This window comes from Streptomyces ardesiacus (assembly GCF_003112575.1).
Classification (GTDB): Bacteria; Actinomycetota; Actinomycetes; order Streptomycetales; family Streptomycetaceae; genus Streptomyces; species Streptomyces ardesiacus.
The window spans coordinates 42,129-63,668 of sequence record NZ_BEWC01000005.1 but is presented as its reverse complement, the minus strand read 5'-3'; the positions used below and the strand labels follow the sequence as shown (position 1 = coordinate 63,668).

General features: G+C 74.4%; 20 protein-coding genes. 14 read left to right on the top strand and 6 right to left on the bottom strand.

Translation table 11 applies throughout. The annotated features are described in order from the left end of the window. Positions 1–233 precede the first annotated feature (233 nt). Positions 234–2,030 carry a phosphatidylglycerol lysyltransferase domain-containing protein gene (locus Sdi02f_RS16765; protein ID WP_030404819.1) on the bottom strand — a complete coding sequence of 599 codons (1,797 nt, stop codon included), beginning with the start codon at positions 2,028–2,030 and terminating at the stop codon, positions 234–236. Positions 2,031–2,222: 192 nt separating this feature from the next. Here Sdi02f_RS16765 and Sdi02f_RS16760 point away from each other — a divergent pair, with 192 nt between their 5' ends. Both Sdi02f_RS16760 and Sdi02f_RS16755 read left to right on the top strand, forming a co-directional pair. After that, complete coding sequence (locus Sdi02f_RS16760; protein ID WP_108933580.1) at positions 2,223–3,356, top strand: alpha/beta hydrolase; 1,134 nt, start codon at positions 2,223–2,225, stop codon at positions 3,354–3,356. A 138-nt stretch (positions 3,357–3,494) separates the two neighbouring features. Then, on the top strand, positions 3,495–4,664 hold the full coding sequence (locus tag Sdi02f_RS16755) for a hypothetical protein (protein ID WP_167458188.1): 1,170 nt from the start codon (positions 3,495–3,497) through the stop codon (positions 4,662–4,664). A gap of 9 nt (positions 4,665–4,673) precedes the next feature. Here Sdi02f_RS16755 and Sdi02f_RS16750 read toward each other — a convergent pair whose 3' ends face one another. Then, positions 4,674–5,948 carry a PH domain-containing protein gene (locus tag Sdi02f_RS16750; protein ID WP_108933758.1) on the bottom strand — a complete coding sequence of 425 codons (1,275 nt, stop codon included), beginning with the start codon at positions 5,946–5,948 and terminating at the stop codon, positions 4,674–4,676. 125 nt (positions 5,949–6,073) lie between these two features. After that, positions 6,074–6,622 carry a PH domain-containing protein gene (locus Sdi02f_RS16745; RefSeq protein ID WP_167458187.1) on the bottom strand — a complete coding sequence of 183 codons (549 nt, stop codon included), beginning with the start codon at positions 6,620–6,622 and terminating at the stop codon, positions 6,074–6,076. 31 nt (positions 6,623–6,653) lie between these two features. Between Sdi02f_RS16745 and Sdi02f_RS16740 the strand changes: the two genes are divergently transcribed. Continuing rightward, positions 6,654–7,805 (top strand): NADH-quinone oxidoreductase subunit D, encoded by a 1,152-nt coding sequence (locus tag Sdi02f_RS16740; protein WP_030404814.1) that lies wholly within the window; start codon positions 6,654–6,656, stop codon positions 7,803–7,805. Here Sdi02f_RS16740 and Sdi02f_RS16735 read toward each other — a convergent pair. Continuing rightward, positions 7,770–8,903, bottom strand: coding sequence for an SAM-dependent methyltransferase (locus tag Sdi02f_RS16735; protein WP_030404813.1), 1,134 nt, complete (start codon positions 8,901–8,903; stop codon positions 7,770–7,772). The two genes, Sdi02f_RS16740 and Sdi02f_RS16735, sit on opposite strands and share 36 nt — an antisense overlap. A gap of 129 nt (positions 8,904–9,032) precedes the next feature. Between Sdi02f_RS16735 and Sdi02f_RS16730 the strand changes: the two genes are divergently transcribed. The 3 genes from Sdi02f_RS16730 (at position 9,033) to Sdi02f_RS16720 (ending at position 11,671) form a co-directional block, all read left to right on the top strand. Then, a complete protein-coding gene (locus Sdi02f_RS16730) occupies positions 9,033–10,235 on the top strand; it encodes a sensor histidine kinase (protein ID WP_030404812.1) in 1,203 nt (400 codons plus the stop codon). Positions 10,236–10,296: 61 nt separating this feature from the next. Next, complete coding sequence (locus tag Sdi02f_RS16725; RefSeq protein WP_030404811.1) at positions 10,297–10,971, top strand: response regulator; 675 nt, start codon at positions 10,297–10,299, stop codon at positions 10,969–10,971. Between the two features lie 40 nt (positions 10,972–11,011). Next, on the top strand, positions 11,012–11,671 hold the full coding sequence (locus Sdi02f_RS16720) for an AAA family ATPase (protein WP_031088133.1): 660 nt from the start codon (positions 11,012–11,014) through the stop codon (positions 11,669–11,671). A gap of 25 nt (positions 11,672–11,696) precedes the next feature. Here Sdi02f_RS16720 and Sdi02f_RS16715 read toward each other — a convergent pair whose 3' ends face one another. After that, positions 11,697–12,803 carry a DUF5937 family protein gene (locus Sdi02f_RS16715; RefSeq protein ID WP_031088131.1) on the bottom strand — a complete coding sequence of 369 codons (1,107 nt, stop codon included), beginning with the start codon at positions 12,801–12,803 and terminating at the stop codon, positions 11,697–11,699. Positions 12,804–12,978: 175 nt separating this feature from the next. Here Sdi02f_RS16715 and Sdi02f_RS36045 point away from each other — a divergent pair, with 175 nt between their 5' ends. Next, positions 12,979–13,206: a hypothetical protein gene (locus Sdi02f_RS36045; RefSeq protein WP_030404808.1), complete on the top strand. Its 228-nt coding sequence runs from the start codon at positions 12,979–12,981 to the stop codon at positions 13,204–13,206. Between the two features lie 6 nt (positions 13,207–13,212). Here Sdi02f_RS36045 and Sdi02f_RS16705 read toward each other — a convergent pair whose 3' ends face one another. After that, the gene (locus tag Sdi02f_RS16705) at positions 13,213–14,421 is read right to left on the bottom strand and encodes a threonine aldolase family protein (protein WP_030404807.1); all 1,209 of its coding nucleotides are present in this window, start codon (positions 14,419–14,421) and stop codon (positions 13,213–13,215) included. Positions 14,422–14,621: 200 nt separating this feature from the next. Here Sdi02f_RS16705 and Sdi02f_RS16700 point away from each other — a divergent pair, with 200 nt between their 5' ends. The 7 genes from Sdi02f_RS16700 (at position 14,622) to Sdi02f_RS16670 (ending at position 21,524) form a co-directional block, all read left to right on the top strand. Beyond that, the gene (locus tag Sdi02f_RS16700) at positions 14,622–15,641 is read left to right on the top strand and encodes a Rossmann-like and DUF2520 domain-containing protein (protein WP_037798445.1); all 1,020 of its coding nucleotides are present in this window, start codon (positions 14,622–14,624) and stop codon (positions 15,639–15,641) included. Next, a complete protein-coding gene (gene panC, locus Sdi02f_RS16695; RefSeq protein ID WP_053639474.1) occupies positions 15,638–16,648 on the top strand; it encodes a pantoate--beta-alanine ligase in 1,011 nt (336 codons plus the stop codon). Before Sdi02f_RS16700 ends, panC begins: the two co-directional genes overlap by 4 nt. Next, the gene (locus tag Sdi02f_RS16690) at positions 16,645–18,378 is read left to right on the top strand and encodes an L-aspartate oxidase (protein WP_108933579.1); all 1,734 of its coding nucleotides are present in this window, start codon (positions 16,645–16,647) and stop codon (positions 18,376–18,378) included. The genes panC and Sdi02f_RS16690 overlap by 4 nt, the downstream gene beginning before the upstream one ends. Positions 18,379–18,382: 4 nt before the next feature. Then, positions 18,383–19,372: a carboxylating nicotinate-nucleotide diphosphorylase gene (gene nadC, locus Sdi02f_RS16685; RefSeq protein WP_108933578.1), complete on the top strand. Its 990-nt coding sequence runs from the start codon at positions 18,383–18,385 to the stop codon at positions 19,370–19,372. Between the two features lie 4 nt (positions 19,373–19,376). Further along, positions 19,377–20,174, top strand: coding sequence for a type III pantothenate kinase (locus Sdi02f_RS16680; RefSeq protein ID WP_030404802.1), 798 nt, complete (start codon positions 19,377–19,379; stop codon positions 20,172–20,174). A gap of 502 nt (positions 20,175–20,676) precedes the next feature. Further along, a complete protein-coding gene (locus Sdi02f_RS16675; RefSeq protein ID WP_108933757.1) occupies positions 20,677–21,321 on the top strand; it encodes a hypothetical protein in 645 nt (214 codons plus the stop codon). A 23-nt stretch (positions 21,322–21,344) separates the two neighbouring features. Next, positions 21,345–21,524 (top strand): hypothetical protein, encoded by a 180-nt coding sequence (locus Sdi02f_RS16670; RefSeq protein WP_030404800.1) that lies wholly within the window; start codon positions 21,345–21,347, stop codon positions 21,522–21,524. Positions 21,525–21,540 lie beyond the last annotated feature (16 nt).

Below are 21,540 nucleotides of genomic sequence, written 5' to 3'. Positions count from 1 at the left end.
CCCCGACACGACCCCTTCTCGCCGTACGCGGCTGCCGGCCGTCGCCCCGCCGCTGCGGGCAGTCGCCACGCCCCCAGCTGCGGGCAGTCGTGCCGCTGGGGCGGCACGGGTGGGCGCAGCGGCACCCCGTTAGCGCCGGGCTGCGCTCTCCCCGCGCCCGCACACACCCCGCGGCACCGGTCAACGCCGGGCCCCGTGGCCCACCCCGCACCTGCCCGCGGTGTCGACCGCCCTCACGCCGCCCGTGCGGGCGTCTGGTGGGCGCAAGGGCGTCGTGTCGGCGTACGGCGGCGCAGGAAGCGCGGCAGTGGCACCGTGACGAAGCCCTCTGCCTGCATCGCGGCGAAGCCGATGCGGGGGAGGTCGGCCGAGCGGCGGTAGACGACGAAGCGCGGCTCCCACCGGGGCCGGAACTTCGCGTTGAACTTGTACAGGGACTCGATCTGGAACCAGCGGGACAGGAAGACCAGCAGACCGCGCCACGCGCGCAGGACCGGGCCCGCGCCGATCTTCTCGCCCCGTGCGAGTGCCGCGCGGAACATCGCGAAGTTCAGCGACACCCGCGCGATGCCCAGTTTCGGGGCGGCCTGGAGCGCGGCCACGATCAGGAGTTCGTTCATGCCGGGGTCGGCCGCGCGGTCGCGGCGCATGAGGTCCAGGGACACTCCGTCCGGGCCCCACGGCACGAAGTGCAGGACCGCCTTCAGGTCGCCGAACTCGCCGGGCTCCGTGTCCTGCTTGTGGGCCGTGGCTATCAGGCAGTCGCCGTCGGCCGGGTCGCCGACGCGGCCCAGGGCCATGGAGAAGCCGCGCTCGGTGTCGGTGCCGCGCCACGCGTCGGCGGCGCGGCGGACGCGGTCCAGTTCGGCCTCGGACAGGTCAGCCACGCGCCGTACCCGGGTCTCGTAACCGGCCCGCTCGATGCGCTTGACCATCTGGCGCACGTTGCGCATCGCGCGGCCGGCGAGGGAGAAATCCGCCACGTCCACCACCGCCTCGTCGCCCAGTTCGAGGGCGTCGAGGCCGGTCTCGCGGGTCCAGACCTCGCCACCCGTCTCGGAGCAGCCCATGACGGCGGGCGTCCAGGAATGGGAGCGGGCCTCGTCCATGAAGCGTTCGATGGCGCCGGGCCATGCCTCCACGTCGCCGATCGGGTCGCCGCTGGCCAGCATCACGCCGGAGACGACGCGGTAGGTGACGGCGGCCTTGCCGCTGGGGGAGAAGACGACGGCCTTGTCGCGGCGCAGCGCGAAGTGGCCCAGGGAGTCGCGGCGGCCGTGCCGGGCGAGGAGGGCGCGCAGGCGGGTCTCGTCGTCCTCGGTGAGGCGGGCGGCGGGGTGTTCGGGGCGGAAGGCCAGGTAGATCGTGGTCACGGCGGTCAGCAGGCCGAGGGCGCCCAGGGAGAAGGCGACCGTCCAGGAGGTGTTGCCCCGGTAGTCGACCGGGCCCTCGACACCGAACAGGCCGTACAGGACGTGGGTGATGCGGGCGGCCAGGCTCGGGTCGCCGACCATGCGGTGCGGGTGGGCGTTGACGACGAGCAGGCCGAGGAGGAGGGAACCCGCGGCCATCAGGACGAAGTTGGTCAGGGCCCGCCAGCGGCTGCGCGGGTCGGGCAGGGCGGCGAACTGGTCGCGGTGGCGCAGGAGGGGGGCCAGCAGGGCCAGGGAGATCAGTACGCCGAGGAAGGAATGGCGGTAGGTGAGCTGAGCGACGGCGCCGAGCGGGAGCAGGGCCACGGCCGCCCGCCAGGCCCGGCGCTTGCGGCGCTTGAGGCCGTGGGCGAGCAGGAGGAGCAGGACGCCGGCGCTGAGGGAGAGGGCGGCGGCGAAGGGACCGAAGGAGCCGGGCAGGACCTCGGCCAGGGCGTGCATGCGGCTGTGCCGGAAGCGCGGGAAGACGCCGGCCGCGATGTCCAGCAGGCCGACGAGCACGCAGGCACGTCCGACGAGGAGGGGGACGTTCTCGGGGCGGGGGCCGCGCAGCACGCGGCGTATGCGGGTGGGACTCGTCGGAACCCCGCCCGACATTTCCTCATCTGTCCTGACAGACATCGCACCTGTTAGTTCTGCGAGAGACCGTGGATCCGGGCCCGTTTCGGGCATCCGGCGACATTGCGCCCTCTAGGACGGTGTCTCGGAGGGAGAGGTTCACTCTCCCGGTCACAAAGCCCGGGCGAACGGACGAACGGGCACACGGAAACGCGGGCGGTAGGCAAGGGCATGGGGCTGACGAGCGACAAGGTGCTGGCGCTGGCGGTGGTGGCCGGTGTGCTGCTGTTCGCCGGGACGGTGTGGCTGTGGCCGCGGCTGGCGCGGCGGAGCGTGCGGGCCGTGCTCGCCAGGGTGGGCCTGCTGCTCGCCACCCAGGTGGCGGTCTTCGCCGCGGTGGGGCTGGTGGCCAATCAGTCCTTCGGTTTCTACGGCAGTTGGGCCGACCTGTTCGGCCGGGAGGACGGGCCGGGCGTGGTCGTGGACCACTCGGCCGACGCCGACGGCGGGCCGCTGCGAGTGGTCGGAAAACGGCGGGTCACGCCCGCGGGCGGGACGCGCCCGGAGATCTCGGGGCGGGTCGAGGAGATACAGGTCCTCGGACGCGCGTCACGGATCGCCTCTCCCGCGTTCGTGTACCTGCCGCCGGAGTACTTCCAGGCAGGCCACCGTGACCGTACTTTTCCCGCGGCCGTCGTCCTGACCGGCTATCCCGGAACCGCCGAGGCATTGGTGGAAAAGCTCCATTACCCGCGTACGGCACTGGAGTTGGCGAAGACCGGGCGGATGCGCCCGATGATCCTCGTGATGCTGCGGCCGACGGTGGCGCCGCCGCGCGACACGGAGTGCGTGGACGTACCGGGCGGGCCGCAGACGGAGACGTTCTTCGCCGAGGACCTTCCCCGGGCGGTGAGTGCCCACTACCGGGTGGACAAGGGGCCGCGGAGCTGGGGCGTCGTCGGCAACTCGACCGGCGGCTACTGCGCCCTGAAGCTCGCCGCGCACCACCCGGACGTGTTCGCCGCCGGGGCCGGGCTCTCGCCGTACTACGACGCGCCGAACGACCCCACCACGGGCGATCTCTTCCAGGGCGACAAGGACCGCGAGAACCGGGCCAGCCTGTGGTGGAGCTTCAAGAACCTGCCCGCGCCGGACACTTCGCTGCTCGTCACCAGCAGCCGGAGCGGCGAGACGAACTACAAGGACACGATGAAGTTCATCGAGTTGGTGAAGGGCAAGAAGCCGACGCGGATCTCGTCGATCATCCTGGAAAGCGGCGGGCACAACTTCAATACCTGGCGGCGGGAGATTCCCGCGACGCTGCGGTGGCTGGACGAGCGGCTGGGCGAGAGGCGCGACTCGTAAATGATCATGGAATCCGGGGGTATTGATTCCGCCTTCGCCGGGGTGTGGATTACGCGCGTCCTGTGAACACGGCTGGGACGGTGCTGTTTTTACGGGGCGGGGCGCCAAGATTCGCCTACGCGCGGTAAGTTTCTGGCCATGCCACGTGGACGTCACCGTCATTCCCCGCCTCTGCACAGGCTGCTTCCCCCGTCGGCGATCGCAGGCGTTTCGGTCGTGTGCGCCGTCGGTCCCTGGTTGTTCAGCGAGGCCCTGATCCTGCGCGCACTGGCCGCCGCCGCCGCGGTGACGGCCGTGGTCGGCGCCGTCGTCATGCGGCACTGGGACGCCCAGGCGGGGCGGAAGGTGGCCGACCTCACGCGCGCGCGGGCCAGTGACGAGTGGCGGTTCGAGGAGCGGCTCGCCGAACTGGAGTCCGACCTGGAGGAGTCGCGCGAGCTGCGGCAGAAGCTGGAGCACCGGCTGCGCGCCAAGCGCACCGAACTGGCCGGGCTGCGCAACGAGCACGCCTCGCTGCTGCGGCGCTACGCCACGGCGGAGACCGAGCGCGCCAGCGCGCTGGAGGGCCGCCGCCTGCTGGAGATAGAGGCCGTGCCGCAGGTGCCCGCACTGCCGGCGGCCCGCCCCGCGCCCGTGCGGGAGACGCCGGGGACGGTGGCCGAGGAGAAGCCCGTCGAGGAAGAGGCCGCCGTTCCCCGGGTCTTCTCGCCCGAGGGCTCCGGGCTGTACCTGCGTGCGGACGTCGCGCTGGTCCGCCTGGCCGGCCGGGGCCGTGCTCACCGGACCGACGGCTCGGGCGGTGGCGACGACGACGGGGACGGTGGCGGCGAGGGCGCGGCGGCCGACGCGGGGCCGGAGGCGCCGGAGGGCGGGGCGCAGGGGCGGTCCGAGGCGGCCGACGGGCACGGGCGCACCGCCGCCTCCCCGGCGAGCCCCTCCGACGCGGCGCCCGCGCAGCCCACCCGGCGGGCCGACGGGCACTTCACGGTGCCGACCGCGGTGGCCGTCGTACCGGCGGCTCCCGCGCGGCGCCCGGTGGTCGAGGGCGGCTTCGACTTCTTCGGGACCAAGGCCCCCGAGGGCGCGGTGAACGCGGCAGCCTCCGGCGCCGCCCTGGAGACCGTCCAGAACGAGGACCTCGCCGACGTGGTCGGCCAGGAGGCGCTCGCCCTGCACAAGGCCGAGGCCGAGGTCTCCTTCAAGCCGGCCGGTGAGGAGTCCCGGGAGGTCAGCCAGGTGATCGACCTGACGGCGCACGACGAGACCGAGCAGATCGACGTACAGGGTCTGCGCAGCGCCGTCTCCTGACCGCGGGCCTCAGGCCATCCAGCGGTCCGGCGGGGCGTCCCGGCGGCCGGTCCGGGAGCGTTCCGCCTGCCGGCGCAGCAGCTCCGCGGCCTCGGCGGCGTCGCGCAGGCTCGCGGTCACCGTGTGGTTCGCCCCGGTGTCCACGTGGACGTCGGCCAGCCGCAGGGCACGCCGCACGGGTCCCTGCGTGAGGCGGACGCTCTGCACCTTGGCGTGCGGCACCAGCGCCAGGCTGCGGCGCAGCAGGCCGCGCCGGGCGGCGAAGACGGCGCCGGTGACGGCCAGCCCGTGGCCGCGCCACCACAGCGGGCGGCACCGTCCCGCCCGTCGCGGCGGGCGGGACAGCGCTTCTCCCGTCGGGACGGTCACCCCGGGAAGCACCCGCGCGACGACCGACTCGGCGATCTCGCGCGGGGCGACCGGCAGCAGGAGGGAGTTCGAGGAGCCGGCCACGTCCAGCTCCACCCGCACCCAGCGGCGCCGCCGCCACAGCAGCGGCTCCACGATGCGCACGGTCTGCACCCGGCCCGGCGGCACGGTCTCGTGGGTGCGGTCCAGCAGGCCGTGGTCGATGCGGAGCCCGTCCGGTGACTCGGCCACCCTCCAGTCGTACTCCCCGACGAACCGGCCGGCGCTGCTCGCGCCCGCGGCGCCCACCAGCGGTACGGCGGTCGCCAGCACCGTCCACAGGTTGTGGGTGGCCAGCCACAGCAGCGTCGGTACGACGACGGCGGCGAGCAGCGTGCCCCAGGTGGCGCCGGTCAGCAGCAGGGAGACGGCGAGGACGCCGGGCGGCACCCGCAGCAGCTGCCGCTCGGGGGCCTCGCCGACCTCGTGCGCGGTCTCGGGCGCGAAGCCCGCCGCGCGCGCGAGCAGCTCGGCCCGCAGTGCGCGGGCCTCGCCGGCGCCCAGGAAGGCCAGTTCGTCCTTCTTGCCGGTGCCTATGACGTCGAGCTTGAGCTTGGCGACCCCCGCGACCCGGGCCAGCAGGGGCTGGGTGACGTCGACGGCCTGGATGCGTTCCAGGCGGATGTGCGCGGTGCGGCGGAACAGCAGTCCGGTGCGGATGCGCAGCTCGGTGCCGGTCACCGCGTAGTGGGTGAACCACCAGGTGAGGAAGCCGTACAGGGCGGCGGCCGGGATCAGTACGGCCAGACCGACCAAGAGGTGGGTCGTGGTCAGCCGGGTCAGTTGGCGCTGCGCCTGGTCGGGGTCGTGCACGGCCCACCCGACGAGCACGGCGACCGGCGCCCACGCCCGCCGCAGCGGGGTGACGGGGTGCAGGCGCCGCTCGGTGACCCCGTCGGCGGGCGGGGGCGCGTCGGCGGCACTGCGGGTGGCTTCCGCCGGGGAACCGGCCGGGCCGGCCGCGGGCCCGCCGAGGGCGTCGTACCCCTCTCCGGCCCCGTTCACAGTCCGGCCGATCGGGCCTCGCCCAGTTCGGTGAGCCGGTCGCGCAGGCGTTCCGCCTCGGCCGGGTCGAGGCCGGGGATGGTCGCGTCGGTGGCGGCGGCGGCCGTGTGCAGTTGCACGCTGGCCAGGCCGAAGTGGCGCTCGACCGGCCCGGAGGTCACCTCGACCAGCTGCATGCGCCCGTACGGGACGACGGTCTCCTCCCGCCACAGCACGCCCCGGCTGATCAGCAGGTCGTCGGCGCGCTCGGCGTACCGCCAGGAGCGCCAGTTGCGCGCCAGCATCGGCCAGCCCCAGGCCAGCAGGGCCAGGGGCACGAGGGCCAGGGCGGCCCAGGCGGGGCTGAGCAACAGCGCGGGCAGTACGCCCGCCGCGAGCGCCAGCAGGCCCAGCCACACCACCAGCAACAGCCGTCGCATGTGCAGCAGCCCCGGTGGCAGGCCGGTCCACACCGGCTCCTCCCGTGAGGGGCCCGTCGCATCCGTCGCATCCGCCGCGTCCGTCGCGCCCGCCGTGCCCGTGCCGTCCGGGCTCCCCGTCTCCATGGGGCCAGCGTACGTAGGGGAGACTGGGTTCATGACTCCTACGACGGAGACCACGGTCGGAATCGGCGGTGCCGCGGAGAGCACCGACATGGTGCTCAACATCGGCCCCCAGCACCCGTCCACCCACGGTGTGCTGCGGCTCAGGCTGGTCCTGGACGGCGAGCGCATCACGAGCGCCGAGCCGGTGATCGGCTACATGCACCGCGGCGCGGAGAAGCTGTTCGAGGCCCGTGACTACCGTCAGATCATCATGCTCGCCAACCGCCACGACTGGCTGTCGGCGTTCTCCAACGAGCTGGGCGTCGTCCTCGCCGTCGAGCGGATGCTCGGCATGGAGGTCCCCACGCGCGCGGTGTGGACGCGCACGCTGCTCGCCGAGCTGAACCGGGTGCTCAACCACCTGATGTTCCTGGGGTCGTACCCGCTGGAGCTGGGCGGCATCACCCCGGTCTTCTACGCCTTCCGGGAGCGGGAGGTCCTCCAGAACGTGATGGAGGAGGTCTCCGGCGGGCGCATGCACTACATGTTCAACCGCGTCGGCGGCCTCAAGGAGGACCTCCCGGCGGGCTGGACCACGCGCGCGCGTGCCGCCGTCGCCGCCGTGCGCCCGCGCATGGACGTCTTCGACGACCTGGTCCTCGGCAACGAGATCTTCCGGGGACGCACGCGCGGGGTCGGCGCCCTGTCCCCGGAGGCCGTGCACGCCTACGGCGTCAGCGGTCCCGTCGCCCGCGCCTCCGGCGTCGACTTCGACCTGCGCCGCGACGAGCCCTACCTGGCCTACGGCGAGCTGCAGGACACCCTCAGGGTCGTCACCCGCACCGAGGGCGACTGCCTGGCCCGCTTCGAGTGCCTCCTGGAGCAGACGCACAACGCCCTCGACCTCGCCGACGCCTGCCTGGACCGCCTGGCCGAGCTGGCGCCCGGGCCGGTCAACCAGCGGCTCCCCAAGGTGCTGAAGGCGCCCGAGGGCCACACCTACGCCTGGACCGAGAACCCGCTCGGCATCAACGGCTACTACCTGGTCAGCAAGGGCGAGAAGACCCCGTACCGGCTGAAGCTGCGCTCGGCGTCGTACAACAACATCCAGGCGCTGGCGGACCTGCTGCCCGGGACGCTGGTCGCGGACATGGTGGCGATCCTGGGGTCACTGTTCTTCGTCGTCGGCGACATCGACAAGTAGCGCGGCGGCGTCCACCGCCCCCACGGGCTGCAGCAGCCACACGAAGTCGCCGAGCCCGCCGGGCGCGGTCAGTTCGGCGGCCTGGGAGGCGTCCGCGAGGGCACGCACGTACCGAGCGGGGTCGGTGGAGGCCAGCGCCAGCGGGGGACGTGCGCCGGTGATGCCCAGCGCGCGCAGGGCCTCTCGCTGGGGGCGCAGGAGCGCGTCCGGGGGCGTGTGCTCCGGAGCGCACCTCGCGGCGAGTGCGGTCGCGGCGCCCGCGGGGGCGGCCGTCGCGCACGCGGTGGGGGCGGCCGCGCACGCGTCCAGCGCCACGTGTGCGGTGAGGTCGCACGTCCCGTTCGGCACCGGTTCCGTCTCCCGCCCGTCCCGGAAGCCGGTGAGCGTCCCGAAGGGCGGGCGGGCGGTCGCGGTGTGCGCGTAGTCCGCGGCCACCGCCAGCCCGGCCTCCAGCGTCGCCACCGCCGACGCCCATGCCTCGTCGCGGGGCAGCCCGACCTCCGCCCGCAACCCCTCCTCGCCGGTCAGCGGCCACCACCGGGCCAGCCACTCGGCCTCCGCCCCGGCCACCGGCTCCCCGAGCCGCTCGGTCCCGTCGCGGCGGACGAGCACCCGCCGCGCCACGCCCGCGGCGTCCACCTGCGCCACCTCCACCGGTACGTTGTCCAGCCACTCGTTGGCGAACAGCAGCCCGGTGACGCCGTCCGGCGGCTCGGCGAGCCAGCGGACCCGCCGGTCGAGACCCGCCGGGCGGGCGGCGACCTCGACGGCGTACGCGCGCGTGCGGGCGGCCACCCGGGCGGGCAGGGCCGCCAGCACGCCGGTGACCAGCTCGCCCCGCCCGGCCGCCATGTCCACGAAGTCCAGCGCGGCCGGGCGCCCCAGGGCCTCGTCGACCCGGCACAGCAGCCGGGCCACGGCCCCCGCGAACAGCGGCGACGCGTGCACGGACGTACGGAAGTGCCCGGCCGGGCCCTCGGCTCCGGTGCGGTAGAACCCCTCGGGTCCGTAGAGCGCGTCCTGCGCGGCCCGGCGCCAGCCCCGCCACTCCCCCTGCGTCTCCTGAGCCCCGCCGTCCCCTGCCGTCCCTGGTGTCACGGGCTCAGGTTAGGGGGCGCGACGGGGCACAGAAGAGCGGAGCCTCCACCTTGCGGAGTATGCGCGGGGGACGCGGATCGGCCCTTCGGTTGACCCCTGCACCTATTCCGCTTCCCTACGCTGGGTTACGTGCAGCGCCTCTACGACTTCCTCCGCAGACACCCGACCGGGGTCGACACCTTCTGGGCCCTCGTCGTGCTCGGAATCTCCGTCGTTTCCGCGGCGACCCCGGGGACGCGGACGGACGGGACGGACAGCCTGGCGCTGATCCTGCCCTTCGTGGTGCTGCTCGGCGTCGTGATGGCGCTGCGCCAGCGGATGCCGGAGTGGATGCTGCTGCTCGCCGTCGCACTGGGCCTGGGGCAGCTCGTGCTCGACGTCTCGACGATGCCCGCCGACTTCGCCTTCCTGGTGATCATCTACACCGTGGCGGCGACCGGCGCCCGCTGGGCCTCCCGGACCGCGCTGGTCACGGGCCTGTGCGCGGCGCCGCTGGCCCAGTTGCGCTGGTCCGACAGCGAACTGGGCATGGGGACCACCATCGCCGTGACCGTCTTCCAGGCGGTCCCCTTCGCCCTCGCCTGGGTGCTCGGCGACTCCGTCCGCACCCGCCGCGCCTACTTCGCGCAGCTGGAGGAGCGCGCGACCCGGCTGGAGAAGGAGCGCGAGGCGCAGGCCAAGGTCGCGGTCGCCGCCGAGCGCGCCCGGATCGCGCGCGAGCTGCACGACGTCGTCGCCCACAACGTCTCCGTCATGGTGGTGCAGGCCGACGGTGCCGCCTATGTCATGGATGCGGCGCCCGACCAGGCGAAGAAGGCCCTGGAGACCATCTCCTCCACCGGCCGGCAGGCCCTCGCGGAGATGCGCCGCCTGCTCGGCGTGCTGCGCACCGGCGAGCACCAGGAGGCGGGGGAGTACGTCCCGCAGCCGGACGTCCAGCAGATCGAGGACCTCGTCGAGCAGTGCCGCACCTCCGGGCTGCCCGTCGACTTCAAGGTCGAGGGCACCCCCAGGCAGTTGCCCAGCGGCGTGGAGCTGACCGCGTACCGCATCGTGCAGGAGGCGCTGACCAACACCCGCAAGCACGGCGGGGAGAACGCGGGCGCGAGCGTGCGCCTGGTCTACTTCGACGACGGCCTCGGGCTGCTCATCGAGGACGACGGCAAGGGCGCCCCGCACGAGCTGTACGAGGAGGGCGGCCTCGACGGCCAGGGCCACGGCCTGATCGGCATGCGGGAGCGGATCGGCATGGTCGGCGGAACCCTGGACGCGGGCCCGCGCCCGGGCGGAGGATTCCGCATCAGCGCACTGCTGCCGCTGAAGCCCGCGTGACCACCGCGCCCGTACGCGTGTACGGCGTTGACACCTGTAAGGCAAAGGAAGAAGAGGCCCGATGGCGATCCGCGTGATGCTCGTCGACGACCAGGTGCTGCTGCGCACCGGGTTCCGGATGGTGCTGGCGGCCCAGCCGGACATGGAGGTCGTCGCGGAGGCGGGTGACGGCGTCGAGGCCCTCCAGGTGCTGCGCTCGACCGCCGTGGACGTCGTCCTGATGGACGTCCGCATGCCCAAGCTCGACGGCGTGGAGACCACGAGCCGGATCTGCGTGGACCCGGACGCCCCGAAGGTGCTGATCCTGACCACCTTCGACCTCGACGAGTACGCGTTCTCGGCGCTGAAGGCGGGCGCCTCCGGCTTCATGCTCAAGGACGTGCCGCCCGGCGAGCTGCTCGCCGCGATCCGTTCGGTGCACAGCGGCGACGCGGTGGTCGCCCCCTCCACCACCCGGCGGCTCCTGGACCGGTTCGCGCCGATGCTGCCGGCCACCGGACAGGAGCCCCGCCAGAAGGAGCTGCAACGCCTCACCGAGCGGGAGCGCGAGGTGATGGTGCTGGTGGCGCAGGGCCTGTCCAACGGCGAGATCGCGGCGCGGCTCGTGCTGTCGGAGGCGACCGTGAAGACGCACGTGGGCCGCATCCTGACCAAGCTGGGCCTGCGCGACCGGGTGCAGGTGGTGGTCCTGGCCTACGAGACCGGGCTGGTGCGGGCCGGCGGCGGGCACGGCTGACGGGCCTGTGCGCGACGCTCCGCATCGGTAGGGTCTGCGCATGCTCCTGTGGATCAACGGCCCCTTCGGGGGCGGAAAAACACAGACCGCGCACGAGATACGGCGCCGGCTCCCCGGCAGCGTCGTCTGCGACCCCGAGCACGCCGGCTTCGGCCTGCGCCGCATGCTGCCGCCCGAGCTGCGGGAGGCCCGCGCCCGGAAGCCGCTGATCGACGATTTCCAGGACCTGGTCTCCTGGCGGCGGGGCGTCGTGGAGGTGCTGGACCTCGCTCTCACCCGGCACGACGGCGTCGTGGTCGTGCCCATGACGGTCACCGACTCCGGGTACTTCGCCGAGACCGTCGGCCGGCTGCGCGAACTGGGCCACGACGTCCACCACTTCACCCTCCTCGCCGAGCGCGAGACCGTCCTGCGGCGGCTGCGCGAACGCGGACTCGGGCAGGTCCTGCGGTACGTGTCGGGCAGGGGCGGCGGACCGCGCCGGGAGAGCTGGGCCGTACGACGGCTCGACCACTGCCTGGAGCGGCTGGCCGAGCCCGAGTTCGCCGAGCACCTGTGGACGGACCGCACGACCGTCCCCAAGACCGCCGACCGCATCGCCGTCCTCGCGGGACTCACCCTGGAGCCCAACACCGAGGGCGCGCTGCGCACCCGGATGAGGCAGGCGCGGGTCGGGATCCGGCACATCCGGTTCGACTGACCGGCCTTCGGCGGCGCCAGGGCCGCTACCGCAGGATGCCCTCCAGGAAGTCGCTGCCCAGCCGGGCCACCACGGTGACGTCCAGCTGGTGCAGGACGTACCGGCCGCGCCGGCGGGTGGTGATCAGGCCGGCCTTCTTCAGCACGCCCAGGTGCCGGGATATCTCGGGGGCCGTCATGCCGTGCACCTGCGCCAGCTCGCCCGTGGTGTACGCGCTGCGCGCCAGGTACCGGCAGATCCGCATCCGCACGGGGTGGGACAGGGCGGTCATCCGCATCGTGAGCTGCTCGACCGAGGGCGGTGCGGTCAGCTCGGGGGAGCCGACCGGGTAGTGCAGCACCGGCTGCCAGGCGTACCGGTGCAGGACCATCAGGTGCGGCCAGCCGAGGCTGGTCGGGACCAGCAGCAGGCCGCCGTCCGCCGTCGCGGTACGGCCGTCGCCCAGCTTGTCGACGGTGATCCGGGCGGCGCCCTCGTCCAGGGTCACCGCCGGGGACACGGCGGCCAGTGCCTCGGTGAGGCCCTTGTGGCGCAGCAGGTCCGTCTTGAGCCGGGCGTCCGCCGCGAGCTGGTGGCGCACCCGGGACCAGGTCTCGGCGAAGAACGCCTCGTCGCAGTCCCGCGCGAACTGCCGCAGCCAGTCCCGGATGCGCGGCGGATCGGCGAGCAGGCGCTCGCTGAAGCGCAGTTGCTGCGGTCCCCGCGCGGCGGCCAGGTCCAGCGCGCGTCGGCGCGCCTCGGGGTCGTCCAGCGCCGAGGCCCCGCCCGTGCTGTACGGCAGCGCGCAGGTGAACTCCAGGGCCGCGTCGACGAACTGCTCGTCGGACAGCTTGTCGAGGAGGTCCAGGTCGTCGGCGAGGGTGGCGCCGGGCAGGGTGCTGCGGCCCGGCACCCCGGCGAACGGCATGAACAGGTCCGAGAACGTCGTCCGCCACAGGAAGTCGGCCTCGCACATCCGGTCGGCCAGGTGCGAGTCCAGCCGCGCGGTCACGCCCGTCGCCCAGCCCTGCAGCCCCGGGTGGTGCCCCGGCTCGGACAGCGCGTGCAGCGCCATGCCCAGCTCGGCCAGCGGGGAGGGCACGACGGTGACCCTCTCCGGCCGCAGCCCCGTGATGTCGATGCGCACGCTCATGCCCCCATGGTGCACGCGGCCACTGACAATGCCGCCGCCGATTGACCGCCGCCGTCAATCGGCGCGACCGCGGGGCACGGGGCGGAGCAGCCTGGTGTCATCGGGGCAGCCGCGGAGCCCGTACCTCACTCGTCCCCACGTCTCCCCAGACGTCTCCCTGAGAAGGCGGTCCGTCATGAGCATCACGCAGCAGTACCTCCTCGACACCTACCGCGCCCGGCAGCTCGGCCGGCCCGCACCGCCCGCGCCCGGCGCCCACGACTGGCAGGTCGTGCGCGAATGGCGCGACCGCCGCCAGTTCGAGGCCGTCCTCGCGGGCCGTCCCGCGCGGGGCCGCGTACGGCGGGCCCTGCGCCGGTGGTGGTCCCTGTGGCCGCGCGCCCTGGGCCGACCGGCCGGGTGACCCCGCTCAGGCGGTCAGCCGGGCCACGAAGCCGGCGACCGCCGCGCGGACGTCGTCCGCCGTCCACTCCAGCCCGGCCTCGCCCACGGAGACCTCCGTGAGGGCGAGACCGGGGCCGCCCTCGTCCCACGGGTGGGAGAAGAGCATCGCCCCGGTCTCCTCGGCCTGCCGCAGCGCGGCCTCTTCCGCGGCGTCCGGGGCGCAGGGCAGCCAGACCTGGAACTCGTGCGTGTGCGGCACCCCGGGGTGCACCCGCGCCCACGGCAGCCCCGCCGAGGCGAGGCCCTCGCGCAGCGCGGCGGCCACCACGCGCGCGTGGGCCACGTACGAAGGCAGCCGGGGCAGCTCGCGCTCCAGGCCGGCCAGCGCGGACAGCGCCGTGGGGAACTGCTGGAACACCTGGCCGCCGTACCGGTGCCGCCAGGCCTTCGCCTCCTCGACCAGCGTCCGGGGACCGGCCAGGGCGGCGCCGCCGTAGCCCTTGAGGGACTTGTAGAACGAGACGTACACGCTGTCCGCCAGGCCCGCGATCTCGGCCAGGGGCCGCCCGAAGTGGGCGGTGCACTCCCACAGGCGGGCCCCGTCGAAGTGGACCACCGCGTCGCGCTCCCGGGCGGCCTCGACGACGTCGGTGAGCTCCTCCCAGGTGGGCAGCAGGTAGCCGGCCTCGCGGAGCGGCAGCTCCAGCATCAGCGTCCCGAAGGGTTCCTCGAAGCCGCGCACCTCGTCGGCGGTCGGCGGGCGGGGGGCGTCGGTCAGCCGTACCGGGCGCAGCCCGCTGACCCGGCTGAAGGCGTTGCGCTCGTGCCGCTCGGGGTGGCCGAGCCCGTGCAGGGCGACGACCGGGTTGCCGGTGCGGCCCGCCCAGCAGCGCAGGGCCACCTGCTGGGCCATGGTGCCGGTCGGGAAGAAGGCGGCGGCCTCCGTGCCGAGCAGGGCGGCGGTCCTCTCCTCCAGGGCCGCCACGACGCCGTTGCCGTACATGTCGGAGGGCTCGTCGAGGTCGTACAGCTCGTCGGCCCCGTCCAGCAGGGCGATGCGCTCGCGCAGGGTGGCGGTGAAGCCCGGGCGGGCGAGCACGCGCCGCGCGTCGCGGAGGGCGGCCACACGCCGTTTGCGCCGGAGTTCATCGCGCTGCCGGTCCGGTTCCGCCGGTCCGTGCCCTGCGGGTTCCGCCGGTTCCGCCTGTTCGTTTCGCTCTGCCGTGTCGCTCATGCGGGGATCATGTCGCGTCGGCCGCCCGCCGGACACCCCGTTTCTCCCCAGGTTCCGACACGCGCGCGCGGTGTGTGTCCCGCTGCCGCGCGGAAACCCACAGCCTGTGGACAACCGGACGTCGCCCGGACCGATCGCGTTAACATGACGAGAAATCGTCCGGTACCCCGAGCGGACTGGAACGGGAAGGCCGCCGTCGCGTGAACACAACCCCACAGCCAGACCCCAAGGACCGCCCCGCGCGGCTCACCGTAGGCGTTGTCGGCGCCGGACGGGTGGGCCCCGCGCTGGCCGCGTCCCTCCAGCTCGCCGGGCACCGCCCGGTGGCCGTCTCGGGGGTCTCCGACGCCTCCAGGAGGCGCGCCGCCGCCCTCCTGCCCGACGTACCGCTCATGACGCCCGCCGAGGTCCTGGGACACGCCGAACTGGTCCTGCTGACGGTCCCCGACGACGCCCTGCCCGGCCTGGTCGCCGGGCTCGCCGAGACCGGGGCGGTGCGCCCGGGCCACCTGCTGGTGCACACCTCCGGGCGGTACGGCGCACGGGTCCTGGACCCCGCGCTGCGCGCCGGTGCCCTGCCGCTGGCCCTGCACCCGGCGATGACCTTCACCGGCACCCCGGTGGACGTCCAGCGCCTGGCCGGCTGCTCCTTCGGCGTCACCGCACCCGAGGAGCTGCGGCTGGCCGCCGAGGCCCTGGTCATCGAGATGGGCGGCGAGCCGGAGTGGATCGCCGAGGACCGTCGCCCGCTCTACCACGCGGCGCTCGCCCTGGGCTCCAACCACCTGATCACCCTGGTCGCCCAGTCCATGGAGCTGCTGCGCACGGCCGGCGTCGGCGCCCCCGACCGGATGCTCGGCCCGCTGCTGGGCGCCTCCCTCGACAACGCCCTGCGTTCGGGTGACGCGGCCCTCACCGGCCCGGTCGCGCGCGGGGACGCGGGCACCGTCGCCGCGCACATCACCGAGCTGCGCGCGCACGCCCCCCAGGCCGTCGCGGGCTACCTGGCGATGGCCCGCGCGACGGCCGACCGCGCCCTGGACCACGGGCTGCTGAAGCCGGAACTCGCCGAGGACCTGCTCGGCGTACTGGCCGACGGAGCCGCCGGTACGGCCGGCCCCACGCGGCCCACCGGCACGGACGGGAAGCCCGGCCCCGGCGGAAACCCCGACCCCGAAGGCCCCGACGGCCCCGAAGGCACCGACGGAGGCGCCCGATGACCACCACCCCGCCCGCCCTCCTGCGCACCGCCGACGAGCTCCACGCGCGCGTGCACCGCGGCCGCCGGGCCGTCGTGATGACGATGGGCGCCCTGCACGAGGGCCACGCCACCCTGATCCGCGCGGCCCGCGACCTCGCCGGACCCGACGGCGAGGTCGTCGTCACCGTCTTCGTGAACCCCCTCCAGTTCGGCGCCGGCGAGGACCTCGACCGCTACCCGCGCACCCTCGACGCGGACCTGGAGATCGCCGGAAGGGCGGGCGCCGACGCCGTCTTCGCCCCGGCCGTCGACGAGGTCTACCCGGGCGGCGAACCCCAGGTGCGCATCACGGCCGGCCCCATGGGAGAACGCCTGGAGGGCGCCTCCCGCCCCGGCCACTTCGACGGCGTGCTCACCGTCGTCGCCAAGCTGCTCCACCTCACCCGCCCCGACCTCGCCCTGTACGGCCAGAAGGACGCCCAGCAGCTCGCGCTGATCCGCCGCATGGTCCGCGACCTCAACTTCGGCGTGGAGATCGTCGGCGTCCCCACCGTGCGCGAGGAGGACGGCCTGGCCCGGTCCAGCCGCAACCGCTACCTCTCCACCGCGGAACGCCGCACCGCCCTCGCGCTCTCCCAGGCCCTCTTCGCCGGCCAGGACCGGCACGCCGCCCAGGAGGCCCTGTGCGCGCGGGCCCGCGAAGTGCCCGCCACACAGGCGCGTGCCGAGGCACTGGGCGCCCTGGGCGAGTCCCGCGCGGCGGCCGACGCCCACGCGGTCGCCACCTCGGCCCCGGGCGGCGCGACGGCCGTCCGGGACGCCGCCCGCCTGGTGCTGGACGACGCCGCCCGCGCCACCCCGCCCCTGGAGCTGGACTACCTCGCCCTGGTCGACCCGTCCGACTTCACCGAGATCGGCGACGACCACACCGGCGAGGCCGTCCTCGCCGTCGCCGCCCGGGTCGGCGCCACCCGCCTGATCGACAACGTCCACCTCACCTTCGGACCCCACGGAGCCGCCTCGTGACCAGCACAGGCATACGTCTGCACGCCCCCGCGCCCGGCTGGGCCGTCGCCGCGGACGTGGTGGTCGTCGGCTCCGGCGTCGCGGGCCTCACCGCGGCCCTGCGCTGCGAGGCGGCCGGCCTCACCACCGTCGTCGTCACCAAGGCCCGTCTCGACGACGGCTCCACCCGCTGGGCGCAGGGCGGCATAGCCGCGGCCCTCGGCGAGGGCGACACCCCCGAGCAGCACCTCGACGACACCCTGGTCGCCGGCGCCGGCCTGTGCGACGAGGAAGCGGTGCGCACCCTGGTCACCGAGGGCCCCGACGCCGTACGCCGCCTCATCGCGACCGGCGCGCACTTCGACGAGTCCACCGGGGGCGGCCTGGCCCTCGCCCGCGAGGGCGGCCACCACCGTCGCCGCATCGCCCACGCGGGCGGCGACGCCACGGGCGCCGAGATCTCCCGCGCCCTGGTCGAGGCGGTACGCGCGCGTGGCCTGCGCACCGTCGAGAACGCCCTGGTCCTGGACCTCCTCACGGACGACGAGGGCCGTACGGCGGGCGTCACCCTGCACGTCATGGGCGAGGGCCAGCACGACGGTGTCGGGGCGGTCCACGCCCCCGCGGTCGTCCTCGCCACCGGCGGCATGGGCCAGGTCTTCTCGGCGACGACGAACCCGTCGGTCTCCACCGGCGACGGCGTGGCCCTCGCCCTGCGCGCGGGCGCCGAGGTGAGCGACCTGGAGTTCGTCCAGTTCCACCCCACCGTCCTCTTCCTGGGCCCGGACGCCGAGGGGCAGCAGCCGCTGGTCTCCGAGGCGGTACGCGGTGAGGGCGCCCACCTGGTGGACGCGGACGGCGTGCGCTTCATGCTCGGGCAGCACGAGCTGGCGGAACTCGCCCCCCGCGACATCGTCGCCAAGGCCATCACGCGCCGCATGCAGGAGCAGGGCGCCGCGCACATGTACCTGGACGCCCGCCACTTCGGCGCCGACATGTGGGAACACCGCTTCCCCACGATCCTCGCCGCCTGCCGGGCCCACGGCATCGACCCGGTCACCGAGCCGGTCCCCGTCGCCCCGGCCGCCCACTACGCCTCGGGCGGCGTCCGCACCGACGCCCACGGCCGGACGACCGTCCCCGGCCTGTACGCGTGCGGTGAGGTCGCGTGCACCGGCGTGCACGGCGCCAACCGCCTGGCCTCGAACTCCCTCCTGGAGGGCCTGGTCTACGCCGAGCGCATCGCCGCCGACATAGCGGCCGGTCACACGGCGGGCACCCTCCACGCGCGCGTGCCCGCACCCCTGCCCCGCCCGGCGAGCCCGGCGCAGCCCCTCCTGCCGCCCGAGGCCCGCCTCACGATCCAGCGGATCATGACGGAGGGCGCCGGAGTCCTGCGCTCGGCCGGCTCCCTCACGCGCGCGGCCGAGCGGCTGGACGCCCTGCACGCCGAGGCCCGCGAGGCCCTGCACGAGAACGGCAAGACCTCCGAGCCGGGCGTCGACACCTGGGAGGCCACCAACCTCCTGTGCGTGGCCCGCGTCCTGGTCGCCGCCGCGGTCCGGCGCGAGGAGACCCGCGGCTGCCACTGGCGCGAGGACCACGCGGACCGCGACGACACGTCCTGGCGCCGCCACGTCGTCGTACGGCTGAACCCTGACCGCTCCCTCGCCGTGCAGACCACGGACACGCCAGAATTCCCCCCGACCGTCCACGGCGCCCAGCCGACGCACCGTCCCCAGGAGCAGTGACCCAGTGAACCCCTCCGACCCCAACGAACTCCCCCTCGCCTCCGGCGGAGGCTGCGGCGACGGCTGCGCCTGCGGCGCGGACAACGAAGAGGAGGCCTACATGGAGTGCGGCCTCGACCCCGCCCTCGCGGTCCTCCTGCTCGACTCCGGCCTCGACCCCGTCGAGGTGGAGGACATCGCCAACGTCGCCGTCCAGGAGGACCTGGCGGGCGGCGTGGACGTGACGACCGTCGCGACCATCCCCGAGGACGCCGTGGCCACGGCCGACTTCACCGCGCGCGAGGCGGGCGTCGTGGCGGGCCTCCGGGTCGCCGAGGCGGTCCTCTCGGTCGTCTGCACGGACGAGTTCGAGGTGGAGCGCCACGTCGAGGACGGCGACCGCGTGGAGGAGGGCCAGAAGCTCCTCTCCGTGACCACGCGCACCCGCGACATCCTCACCGCCGAACGCAGCGCCCTGAACCTCCTGTGCCGCATGTCGGGCATCGCGACGGCCACGCGCGCGTGGGCGGACGCCCTGGACGGCACGAAGACCAAGGTCCGCGACACCCGCAAGACCACCCCCGGGCTGCGCAGCCTGGAGAAGTTCGCGGTCCGCTGCGGCAGCGGCGTCAACCACCGCATGTCCCTCTCGGACGCGGCCCTGGTCAAGGACAACCACGTGGTCGCCGCGGGCGGCGTCGCCGAGGCCTTCCACGCCGTGCGCGAACGCTTCCCGGACGTGCCCATCGAGGTCGAGGTCGACACCCTGCACCAGCTCCGCGAGGTCGTCGACGCGGGCGCGGACCTGATCCTGCTGGACAACTTCACCCCGGACGAGTGCGAGGAGGCGGTGGCCCTGGTCGCCGGCCGCGCCGCGCTGGAGGCCTCCGGCCGCCTCACCCTGGCCAACGCCAAGGCGTACGCCGACACGGGCGTCGACTATCTGGCCGTGGGCGCGCTCACCCACAGCTCCCCGATCCTGGACATCGGCCTGGACCTGCGAGCGGCGGAGTAGAGCCATGCTGCTGACGATCGACGTAGGCAACACGCACACCGTCCTCGGCCTCTTCGACGGCGAGGACATCGTCGAGCACTGGCGCATCTCCACGGACTCGCGCCGTACGGCCGACGAGCTGGCGGTGCTCCTCCAGGGCCTGATGGGCATGCACCCGCTGCTCGGCGAGGAACTGGGCGACGGCATCGACGGCATCGCCATCTGCGCCACGGTCCCCTCGGTCCTGCACGAACTGCGCGAGGTCACCCGCCGCTACTACGGCGACGTCCCCGCGGTCCTGGTCGAACCGGGCGTCAAGACCGGCGTCCCGATCCTCACCGACCACCCCAAGGAGGTCGGCGCCGACCGCATCATCAACTCCGTCGCCGCGGTCGAGCTGTACGGCGGTCCGGCGATCGTCGTGGACTTCGGTACGGCGACGACGTTCGACGCGGTCAGCGCGCGCGGGGAGTACATCGGCGGCGTGATCGCCCCCGGCATCGAGATCTCGGTCGAGGCACTCGGCGTCAAGGGCGCCCAGCTCCGCAAGATCGAGGTGGCCCGGCCGCGGAGCGTGATCGGCAAGAACACGGTCGAGGCGATGCAGTCGGGCATCGTGTACGGCTTCGCGGGCCAGGTCGACGGGGTCGTCAACCGCATGGCGCGGGAACTGGCCGACGACCCGGACGACGTGACCGTCATCGCGACGGGCGGGCTGGCACCGATGGTGCTGGGCGAGTCCTCGGTCATCGACGAACACGAGCCGTGGCTGACGCTGATGGGCTTGCGGCTGGTGTACGAACGGAACGTGTCCCGCATGTAGGCCACCCGGGGGTGGGCCACACGGCCCGGCGCCGGCGTTGACGGGTGCCCGGGGTGTGTGCGGGTGCGGGGTCGGGTCGCGAGCCCGGCGCTAACGGGGTGCCGCTGCGCCCACCCGTGCCGCCCCAGCGGCACGACTGCCCGCAGCTAGGGGGCTACGGCCGGCAGCCGCGTACGGCGAGAAGGGGTCGTGTCGGGGGGTGTCCGCCCGCAGCGGTTGGCGCGTCAACGGAGTTCACTTCTGTGGCCGACCGATTCCGCGCCGTTCCGAGGACGGACACCCCCCGGCGCGGCCCCGACCCACCACGCACCACACCGCGCACCGCGCACCCCCCCCGGACCCGCACAGGCGCCGCAGGCAATCGCACCCGCACCACCGCCGGAGGCACCCGCACCCCCACCCACCCCGACAGCCGCCGCAGGCACCCTCGTCCGGGTGGGCGCGTGCGCCACACCAGCGCCCCCTATGCCTGGTTTGTCTGATTAGCGCGTATCGTCGCCCCATGCCCACGCCCTACGGACCCCGCGGCGGCATGGCGTTCGGTGCTCAGGAGCTGCGTGTGCTCCGGCGAGCCCTCGCCCTCGCCCTGAACCCCAGCCCGGTCACGGCCCAGGAGGCCGAGGACTGCCTCCAGCTCGCAGAGTCGCTCGACGAGGCGATGCGGGAGCGGGCCAGGCACCGCGCCTTCCTCGTGGCCGACCTCGCCCGGTACCGCGCCGCCCTCCCCGGCACCGCCACCGGATACCTCGCGCTCCTGGACGAGGCACTGGATGCCGGTCACCGCCCCGGTGCGGACGACCTCGCCGCCCTGGGCGCCCTGCGCGGCAACCCCGCCGCGGCCGCCCTCCTGACCCGCTGCGGCCCCACGGCACCCACGGCACCCACGACGTCCACGACGTCCACCACCGCCACGGTCACGCTCCCCGCCGCCCGCACCCACCTCCACGCCGTCCCCGGCGGTCGCCGCCCCGACGGCGAGCCCGCGCAGAAGCCCGCACAGAAGCCGGCCCCCCGCCCCGCCCCGGCCACCCCCAAGCGGCCCGTCCCCACCCCCGGCGAGGTCTTCCCGCGCCGCAAGCCCACCCCGCCCGCCGCCCCGCCCGCCCCGCCGGCCCCGGGCTCCCGGCACCACCTCGCCGCCGGCTGACGGCGCCTGGCTACCCTGGTCCCATGGACTACGTCTCCGCGCTGCTGCCCCCCGCCGTCATGGCCGTCTTCTTCATCGGCGTGATCCGGGTGATCGTGAAGACCCAGGGCGGCGCCAACAAGGCCAAGGAGGACGCGGCCGTGGACGCCGCCCTCGCCCGTGCGGAGGGCGCCCGTCAGGCGTCCCCGCACCCCGAGGCCTGACCGCCCGCCGCCCCGC

Bases quoted from the DNA above. Each gene is read 5' to 3' on its own strand.
- Sdi02f_RS16765 (WP_030404819.1), bottom strand. From the start codon at position 2,030: ATGTCGGGCGGGGTTCCGACGAGTCCCACCCGCATACGCCGCGTGCTG.
- Sdi02f_RS16760 (WP_108933580.1), top strand. From the start codon at position 2,223: ATGGGGCTGACGAGCGACAAGGTGCTGGCGCTGGCGGTGGTGGCCGGT.
- Sdi02f_RS16755 (WP_167458188.1), top strand. From the start codon at position 3,495: ATGCCACGTGGACGTCACCGTCATTCCCCGCCTCTGCACAGGCTGCTT.
- Sdi02f_RS16745 (WP_167458187.1), bottom strand. From the start codon at position 6,622: ATGGAGACGGGGAGCCCGGACGGCACGGGCACGGCGGGCGCGACGGAC.
- Sdi02f_RS16740 (WP_030404814.1), top strand. From the start codon at position 6,654: ATGACTCCTACGACGGAGACCACGGTCGGAATCGGCGGTGCCGCGGAG.
- Sdi02f_RS16725 (WP_030404811.1), top strand. From the start codon at position 10,297: ATGGCGATCCGCGTGATGCTCGTCGACGACCAGGTGCTGCTGCGCACC.
- Sdi02f_RS16720 (WP_031088133.1), top strand. From the start codon at position 11,012: ATGCTCCTGTGGATCAACGGCCCCTTCGGGGGCGGAAAAACACAGACC.
- Sdi02f_RS16715 (WP_031088131.1), bottom strand. From the start codon at position 12,803: ATGAGCGTGCGCATCGACATCACGGGGCTGCGGCCGGAGAGGGTCACC.
- Sdi02f_RS36045 (WP_030404808.1), top strand. From the start codon at position 12,979: ATGAGCATCACGCAGCAGTACCTCCTCGACACCTACCGCGCCCGGCAG.
- Sdi02f_RS16705 (WP_030404807.1), bottom strand. From the start codon at position 14,421: ATGAGCGACACGGCAGAGCGAAACGAACAGGCGGAACCGGCGGAACCC.
- panC (WP_053639474.1), top strand. From the start codon at position 15,638: ATGACCACCACCCCGCCCGCCCTCCTGCGCACCGCCGACGAGCTCCAC.
- Sdi02f_RS16680 (WP_030404802.1), top strand. From the start codon at position 19,377: ATGCTGCTGACGATCGACGTAGGCAACACGCACACCGTCCTCGGCCTC.
- Sdi02f_RS16675 (WP_108933757.1), top strand. From the start codon at position 20,677: ATGCCCACGCCCTACGGACCCCGCGGCGGCATGGCGTTCGGTGCTCAG.
- Sdi02f_RS16670 (WP_030404800.1), top strand. From the start codon at position 21,345: ATGGACTACGTCTCCGCGCTGCTGCCCCCCGCCGTCATGGCCGTCTTC.